General features: G+C 55.2%; 5 protein-coding genes. 2 read left to right on the forward strand and 3 right to left on the reverse strand.

Going from position 1 to position 7,423, the window contains the following annotated elements:
* From DFR77_RS13890 to DFR77_RS11970, 3 genes are all read right to left on the reverse strand, one after another.
* The coding region (locus tag DFR77_RS13890; RefSeq protein ID WP_346223240.1) for a hypothetical protein at window positions 1-243 on the reverse strand (243 nt) is incomplete at its 3' end.
* A 55-nt stretch (window positions 244-298) separates the two neighbouring features.
* The gene (gene lysS / locus DFR77_RS11960; protein ID WP_003689332.1) at window positions 299-1,810 is read right to left on the reverse strand and encodes a lysine--tRNA ligase; all 1,512 of its coding nucleotides are present in this window, start codon (window positions 1,808-1,810) and stop codon (window positions 299-301) included.
* A gap of 154 nt (window positions 1,811-1,964) precedes the next feature.
* Window positions 1,965-3,218, reverse strand: coding sequence for an NRAMP family divalent metal transporter (locus tag DFR77_RS11970; protein ID WP_003697398.1), 1,254 nt, complete (start codon window positions 3,216-3,218; stop codon window positions 1,965-1,967).
* Between the two features lie 458 nt (window positions 3,219-3,676).
* Between DFR77_RS11970 and DFR77_RS11980 the strand changes: the two genes are divergently transcribed.
* Both DFR77_RS11980 and DFR77_RS13510 read left to right on the forward strand, forming a co-directional pair.
* Entirely contained in the window at window positions 3,677-5,473 is a 1,797-nt protein-coding gene (locus DFR77_RS11980) for an aminopeptidase P family protein (RefSeq protein ID WP_033910872.1), read from the forward strand.
* A gap of 16 nt (window positions 5,474-5,489) precedes the next feature.
* Window positions 5,490-5,645: a hypothetical protein gene (locus DFR77_RS13510; RefSeq protein WP_003697400.1), complete on the forward strand. Its 156-nt coding sequence runs from the start codon at window positions 5,490-5,492 to the stop codon at window positions 5,643-5,645.
* Window positions 5,646-7,423: the final 1,778 nt, after the last annotated feature.

Raw genomic sequence — 7,423 nt, forward strand, 5'->3', positions numbered from 1 at the left:
ACAAGTTAAACGTTGCTGCGGTTTGGCCGGTGTTTTTGCATTGTCCGTAATATAGCGGATTAACAAAAACCGGTACGGCGTTGCCCCGCCCCGGCCCAAAGGGAACGGTTCCCTAAGGTGATGGAGCGCCGGGCGGATCGGTTCCGTACTATCCGTACTGCCTGCGGCCCGCCGCCTTGTCCTGATTTTTGTTAATCCGCTATGGTTTAAAGCTTTGTTTCTTAAGTCCGCAGAGTATGCCATGGTTAGACCTTCAACGTTGAGTGTTGTACTATTTTGTTTTTAATTGAATATATGATTACTCGGGACGCATCTGCGGAAACAGAATCACATCGCGGATGGTTTGCAAATCGGTCAGCAGCATCACTAAGCGGTCGATGCCGATGCCGCAACCGCCGGTCGGCGGCAAACCGAATTCCATCGCGCGGATGTAGTCGGCATCGTAGTGCATGGCTTCGTCGTCGCCCGCATCTTTTTGCGCCACTTGCGATTTGAAGCGTTCGGCTTGGTCTTCGGGGTCGTTCAACTCGGAATAGCCGTTTGCCAGTTCGCGCCCGACAACGAAAAGCTCGAAGCGTTCGGTCAGACCTTGTTTCGTATCCGAAGCGCGCGCCAACGGGGAAACTTCGACCGGGTAATCGACAATAAAGGTCGGATTCCACAGTTTGCCCTCGGCGCAACCTTCAAACAGGGCGAGTTGCAGGCTGCCGATGCCCGGGGACGGCGGCAGGCTTTCGCCGTGTTTGACGATTTCTTTTTTCAGCCATTCCGCATCGTTCAACTGCTCGTCGGTGTAGTGCGGATTGTATTTTTTGATGGCTTCGAGGATGGTCAGACGTTCGAACGGGCTTTCCAAATCGACTTCTTTGCCGTTGTAAGTGATGTTTGCCGTGCCGTTTACCGTGCGCGATGCGTTGCGGATGATGTCTTCCGCCATCTGCATCATACGTTCGTAGTCGGAGAAGGCTTCGTAAAATTCAATCATCGTAAATTCGGGGTTGTGGCGCACGGACATGCCCTCGTTACGGAAGCTGCGGTTGATTTCAAACACGCGTTCCAAGCCGCCGACCACCAAGCGTTTCAGATACAGCTCGGGCGCGATGCGCAGGTAGAGCGGAATGTCCAAGGCATTGTGGTGGGTAACGAAGGGTTTCGCTGTCGCGCCGCCGGGAATCGGGTGCATCATCGGGGTTTCGACTTCGAGATAATGCTCGCCCACCATAAAATTACGCACAGATTGGATGATTTGGCTGCGTTTGATAAAGGTATTGCGCGATTCTTCATTGGCAATCAAATCGACGTAGCGTTGGCGGTATTTGGTTTCCTGATCGCTCAAGCCTTTGTGTTTGTCGGGCAGCGGACGCAGGGATTTGGACAGCAGGCGGATGTCGGACACACGCACGGTTAGTTCGCCGTGGTTGGTTTTGAACAAAGTGCCTTCCGCACCGACGATGTCGCCCAAGTCCCAGTGGTTGAAGTCGTCCAAAACTTCTTGGCTCACGCCTTTGTTGTTCAGATAAAGCTGGATTTGACCGGTAACGTCTTGAATGGTGGCGAAGCTGGCTTTGCCCATTTGACGTTTGAGCATCATGCGGCCGGCAATTTTAACGGGAACGGCCTGCGGGTCGAGTTCTTCTTTGCCGATTTCGCCGTATTGCGCCTGCAAATCGGCGGCAAAGCTGTCGCGCTTGAAATCGTTGGGGTAAGCGTTGCGCTGTTGGCGGATGTTGTTCAGTTTTTCGCGGCGCAGGGCGATGATTTGGTTTTCGTCCAACTGCGGCTCGGTTTGCGGATGGTTTTGTTCGCTCATAGGGTTTTCCGAAAAAATAAATCAGGCGCAGTCTGTTTCAGACGACCTGACCGAATCACAAAATTTGCGCGTATTTTACGCGATGTCGGTGTTTTTTTCCAAGAAAGGGCGATGCCGTCTGAAAATCTTGCAGACGGCATTCAGATTTTGAAACCTATGCCAAAAGTCCGGTAAGGTTCAACAGGAACAAAACGGCAAACCCGGCCAGGTAGAGCAGGCCGACAATGGCAAGGGCGTTCATACCGGCGGTAAGCCTGTGGCGTTTGTCCCCTTTGACGAGGCGGTAGTTGAGCCAGGCGAACACAGGGGCGGACACAAAGGCGGCAATCATCGCAAATTTGAGCAGTTCCGCCATTGCGCCGTCAAACCAGAAAATCACCGCCAAACCGCTGCCCGCCACCCAAATATTCCAGGCAAACAACTCGGCGTTGCCGGTTTTATCCCTGCCGCGCAGCAGGCGCACGGGTTCGGCAATGGCACGCGCATAACCGTCCACAACGGTAATCGTCGTGCCGTACATACAGGCAAACGCGATAAACGCCACCAGCGGACGAGACCAGCCGCCGATGGTTACGGCATACATATTAATCAATTGCCCGATATATTTGCCGCCCGCCATCTGCACTGCTTCGCCGTTGCCGTATTGCACAAACGCGCCCAGTGCAAGGAAAACCAAAGCCAAAACCGCACTGGCGATATAACCGACGTTGAAATCGAAAATCCCGTCGCGGTATTCAGAAGGATTGATGCGTTGTTTTTCGGTTACCCACAAAGAATTGATGGCGGAAATTTCGATCGGCGCGGGCATCCAGCCCATCAGCGCGATCAGGAAGCCCAAACCGGCAAGCGTCCACGGTGTCGGCTCGATAAAATCGGGCTGCATCTGCATACCGCGCGACATAGCGATGCCGGCGGCGGCAAGCGTGGCGATGCTCAAAGTAACAATGATGATTTTGGAAACACGATCCAAAGCGCGGTAACGTCCGCTCACCAAAATAATCAGGCAGGATGCCATAATCAAGGCGGCAACCGTGCCGGCATCAAACATCAGCGAGGGAATCGCCATTTTGACGATGGCGGCGGTTACAATGGCGACCGCGCCCGCGTTAATCGTGGCGGAGGCGATACACAAAATCAAAAAAACCCACAAATAAACGCAGCTTTTCTCGGCATAACCTTCAATCAGACTCTTGCCCGTGTCCAGAGTGTAATGCGCGCTGAAGCGGAAAAACGGGTATTTGAAGAGGTTGGTCAGGATGATGATGAGCGCGAGCTGCCAGCCGTAAAGCGCGCCCGCCTGCGTCGAGGCAATCAGGTGCGAACCGCCGACAGCCGCCGAAGCCATCATAATCCCCGGTCCCAATGCGTTGATCTTGCTTTTCCAAGTCGAAATATGTTGTTCGGACATAAAGTCTTCCGTATTTTTAACTGTGTTTCAACACACAGAGCCGCATATTCGGACACAGCCCTATCTATTGCTCCAATTTGGGCGGGATTGACCCCAAACAAACCCAAATCCTACCGTCTTCAAAAACAGGATACCGCCCGGTAGGGAAATTTTGATGAAAGCGCGTATTGTAACGTAATCCAAATACCTGCCAACACACACTATTAGAACTTCATGCTCAAACCTGACTATATTTTCCGTATTACTTCCAAAAGAAGGCATGAAACGACATTTTATGCCTGAAATTTTACAACAAACAACCTTACATCGCTTTTTTTCGTGCAAACACGCACCATCCGATCAGCCCGTCCGTTTTGCAGCAGGCTGGCGATTTGATAATATGGTTATGTTTTTCAGACGGCATTTCAGATTTCCGTCCATGCCGTCTGAAGCCGCGAAACCTGATTGGAGGATCTGTTATGAATACCGTATCGAATTACCTGTCCGCATTGCGCGAAGCCATGAAGGCGCAAGGCTTGGACGCACTCGTCATCCCTTCCGCCGACCCCCACCTATCCGAATACCTGCCCGAGCATTGGCAGGCGCGGCGCGAATTGTCAGGCTTTACCGGCTCGGTCGGCACATTCGTCGTTACCGCCGATGAAGCGGGCGTATGGGTGGACAGCCGCTATTGGGAACAAGCCGCCAAACAGCTTTCCGGCAGCGGCATTGAGCTGCAAAAAAGCGGGCAAGTGCCGCCGTACAACGAATGGCTCGCGGCAAACCTGCCCGAAAACGCTGCCGTCGGCATCCCTTCCGATATGGTGTCGCTCACCGGCAAACGCACTTTGGCGCAATCGCTCGCCGCCAAAAACATCCGCATCCAACACCCCGACGACCTGCTTGACCAAGTGTGGACAAGCCGTCCCGCTATCCCCGCCGAAACCGTGTTCATCCACGACCACGCCTACGTCTCCGAAACCGCCGCCGAGAAACTCGCCCGCGTGCGCGCAGTTATGGCGGAAAAAGGCGCGGATTACCACTTGGTTTCCTCGCTTGACGACATCGCTTGGCTGACCAACCTGCGCGGCAGCGACGTGCCTTTCAACCCTGTTTTCGTGTCCTTCCTGCTGATCGGCAAAGACAGTGCCGTCCTGTTTACCGAACAATGCCGTCTGAACGCCGAAGCCGCCGCCGCGCTGCAAACCGCAGGTATCACGGTCGAGCCTTACGCCCAAGTTGCCGACAAACTCGCGCAAATCGGCGGCGCGCTGCTCATCGAGCCGAACAAAACCGCCGTCAGTACGCTCGTGCGCCTGCCCGAAAGCGCGCGCCTGATTGAAGGCATCAACCCGTCCACCTTCTTCAAATCCGTCAAATCCGAAGCCGACATCGCCCGCATCCGCGAAGCGATGGAACAAGACGGCGCGGCGTTGTGCGGCTTCTTCGCCGAGTTTGAAGACATCATCGGCAAAGGCGGCAGCCTGACCGAAATCGACGTGGATACGATGCTTTACCGCCACCGCAGCGCGCGCCCGGGTTTTGTGTCCTTGAGTTTCGACACCATCGCAGGCTTCAACGCCAACGGCGCCCTGCCGCATTACAGCGCAACACCCGAAAGCCACAGCACCATCAGCGGCAACGGTCTGCTGCTCATCGACTCCGGCGCGCAATACAAAGGCGGCACGACCGACATCACCCGCGTCGTCCCCGTCGGCACGCCCACAGCAGAACAAAAACGCGACAACACGCTCGTTCTCAAAGCCCATATCGCGCTTGCCGAAGCCGTGTTCCCCGAAAACATCCCCTCGCCGCTGATTGACGCGATTTGCCGCAAACCCCTGTGGCAGGCGCAATGCGACTACGGACACGGCACCGGCCACGGCGTAGGCTATTTCCTCAACGTCCACGAAGGCCCGCAGCGCATCGCCTTCGCCGCCCCCGCCACGCCCGAAACCGCCATGAAAAAAGGCATGGTTACCTCCATCGAACCCGGCCTCTACCGTCCGGGGAAATGGGGCATCCGCATTGAAAACCTCGCCGCCAACCAAGCCGTCGCCGACCCGCAGGAAACCGAGTTCGGCAGCTTCCTCTGTTTTGAAACCCTGACCCTCTGCCCCATCGATACACGCCTGATGGACACCGCCCTGATGACCGACGGCGAAATCGACTGGGTCAACCGCTACCACGCCGAAGTCCGCCGCCGCCTCGAGCCGCTGACCGAAGGCGCGGCAAAAGCGTGGCTGATCAAACGCACCGAACCGCTGGCGCGTTAAACGGCACGGTACAAAAATGCCGTCTGAAAGCCCTTCAGACGGCATTGGTTTCCCAAAACATTCCGCACCGTTATCGTCTTGCCGCAAGCAGACACCGATCCGTTTTGCGGCAAATGCACAAAAAACCCAATGCCGTCTGAAACGCCAAACAGGCTTCAGACGGCATCGGTAGCGGATGAAAACAGCAAATCCGCATATCGTCATTCCTGCGAAAACAGCTCTTCACACCCCTCCGGCTGCCGCCATCTTTACCCTGAAATCCCGTCATTCCCGCGAAAGTGGGAATCTAGGAATGAAAAGCAGCAGGAATTTATCGGAAATAACCGAAACCGAACGGACTGGATTCCCGCCTGCGCGGGAATGGCGCGGAAAAGTGGGCTGTGGGTGGGATTGGTGGAATGACGAAATATAAGTTTCCGCGCGGACAAATCCGGATTCCCGCCTGCGCGTCCGATTCCCTCGCAAATCAAACCGCCTGCAACCGCCAAATCTGCCGCAATCTGCTCCCTCCCCCGTGGGGGAGGGCCGGGGAGGCGGCATTCTCCAAGTTGCGGCAATCTTTCCCAACAGCTTAACCGCCCCAATACAAGCCTTGCGGCTTGTTGCCCTCTCTCCAGCCCTCTCCCACGGGAGAGAGGACGGGGAGGCTGTTGGGGTTAAGGGTTTTGTAAACTAATCAGGTTGTGCAGGCTGCTTTTTACTTTTCAGACGACCTGAAATCAACGGTTGTAAATCCAATCTGTTTTTCAAACCGCCTGCAACCGCCAAATCTGCTGCAACCTGCCCCTCCCCCGTGGGGGAGGGCCGGGGAGAGGGCATTCTCCAAGTTGCGGCAACCTTTCCCAACAACTCAACCGCCTAAATACAAGCCTTTCGGCTTGTTGCCCTCTCTCCAGCCCTCTCCCACGGGGAGAGAGGACGGGGAGGCTGTTGGGGTTAAGGGTTTTGTAAACTAATCAGGTTGTGCAGGCTGTTTTTTGCTTTTCAGACGACCTGCATCAACGGTTGTAAATCCAATCTGTTTTTCAAACCGCCTGCAACCGCAAAACCTGCCGCAATCCGCCCCCTCCCCCGTGGGGAGGGCCGGGGAGAGAGCATTCTCCAAGTTGCGGCAACCTTTCCCAACAACTCAACCGCCTAAATACAAGCCTTGCGGCTTGTTGCCCTCTCTCCAGCCCTCTCCCACGGGGAGAGAGGACGGGGAGGCTGTTGGGGTTAAGGGTTTTGTAAACTAATCAGGTTGTGCAGGCTGCTTTTTGCTTTTCAGACGACCTGAAATCAACGGTTGTAAATCCAATCTGTTTTTCAAACCGCCTGCAACCGCCAAATCTGCCGCAACCTGCCCCCTCCCCCGTGGGAGAGAGGGCTCCCTGAATTTCGACAATCTTTCCCAAATCCCTTAGTCTTCTAAAATACAAGCCTTGCAGCTTTCTAGCTCTCTCCCACAGGGAGAGAGGACTATGATGCCCGCCGGCGGCATCGCACCTTATCCGCGCGCTCCGGAACAGGGCTGTATGGCAGATGCGTAGGATGGGCGTAGGTGGGTTGTGGCGGGTTGCTATTAGGAATACCTGAATCGTCATTCCCACGAAAGTGGGAATCTAGAACGCAGGGTTGGGGCAACCGTTTTATCCGATAAGTTCCTATGCCGACAGACCTGAATTCCCGCCTGTGCGGGAATGACGGCGCATAAGTTTCCGCGCGGACAAATCCGGATTCCTGTCTGTGTGGGAATGACGAATCCGTCCGCACGGAAACCTGCACCGCGTCATTCCCCCGAAAGTGGGAATCTAGAAACTTAACGCTACGGCAATTTTTGGAAATGACTGAAACCGAACGGACTGGATTCCCGCCTGCGCGGGAATGGCGGGTTTTAGGATTACGGTGTATCGGGACGGTTCGGGTATTCTTGACAGGATGGGTTCTCAAGATGTTGCGTAGTGTCGGGCT

The sequence above is a fragment of the Neisseria gonorrhoeae genome, from assembly GCF_003315235.1.
In the GTDB taxonomy this organism is placed as follows: Bacteria; Pseudomonadota; Gammaproteobacteria; order Burkholderiales; family Neisseriaceae; genus Neisseria; species Neisseria gonorrhoeae.

Excerpts from the sequence above, each read along its gene's own strand:
- lysS (WP_003689332.1), bottom strand. The coding sequence starts at position 1,810 with ATGAGCGAACAAAACCATCCGCAAACCGAGCCGCAGTTGGACGAAAAC.
- DFR77_RS11970 (WP_003697398.1), bottom strand. The coding sequence starts at position 3,218 with ATGTCCGAACAACATATTTCGACTTGGAAAAGCAAGATCAACGCATTG.
- DFR77_RS11980 (WP_033910872.1), top strand. The coding sequence starts at position 3,677 with ATGAATACCGTATCGAATTACCTGTCCGCATTGCGCGAAGCCATGAAG.
- DFR77_RS13510 (WP_003697400.1), top strand. The coding sequence starts at position 5,490 with ATGCCGTCTGAAAGCCCTTCAGACGGCATTGGTTTCCCAAAACATTCC.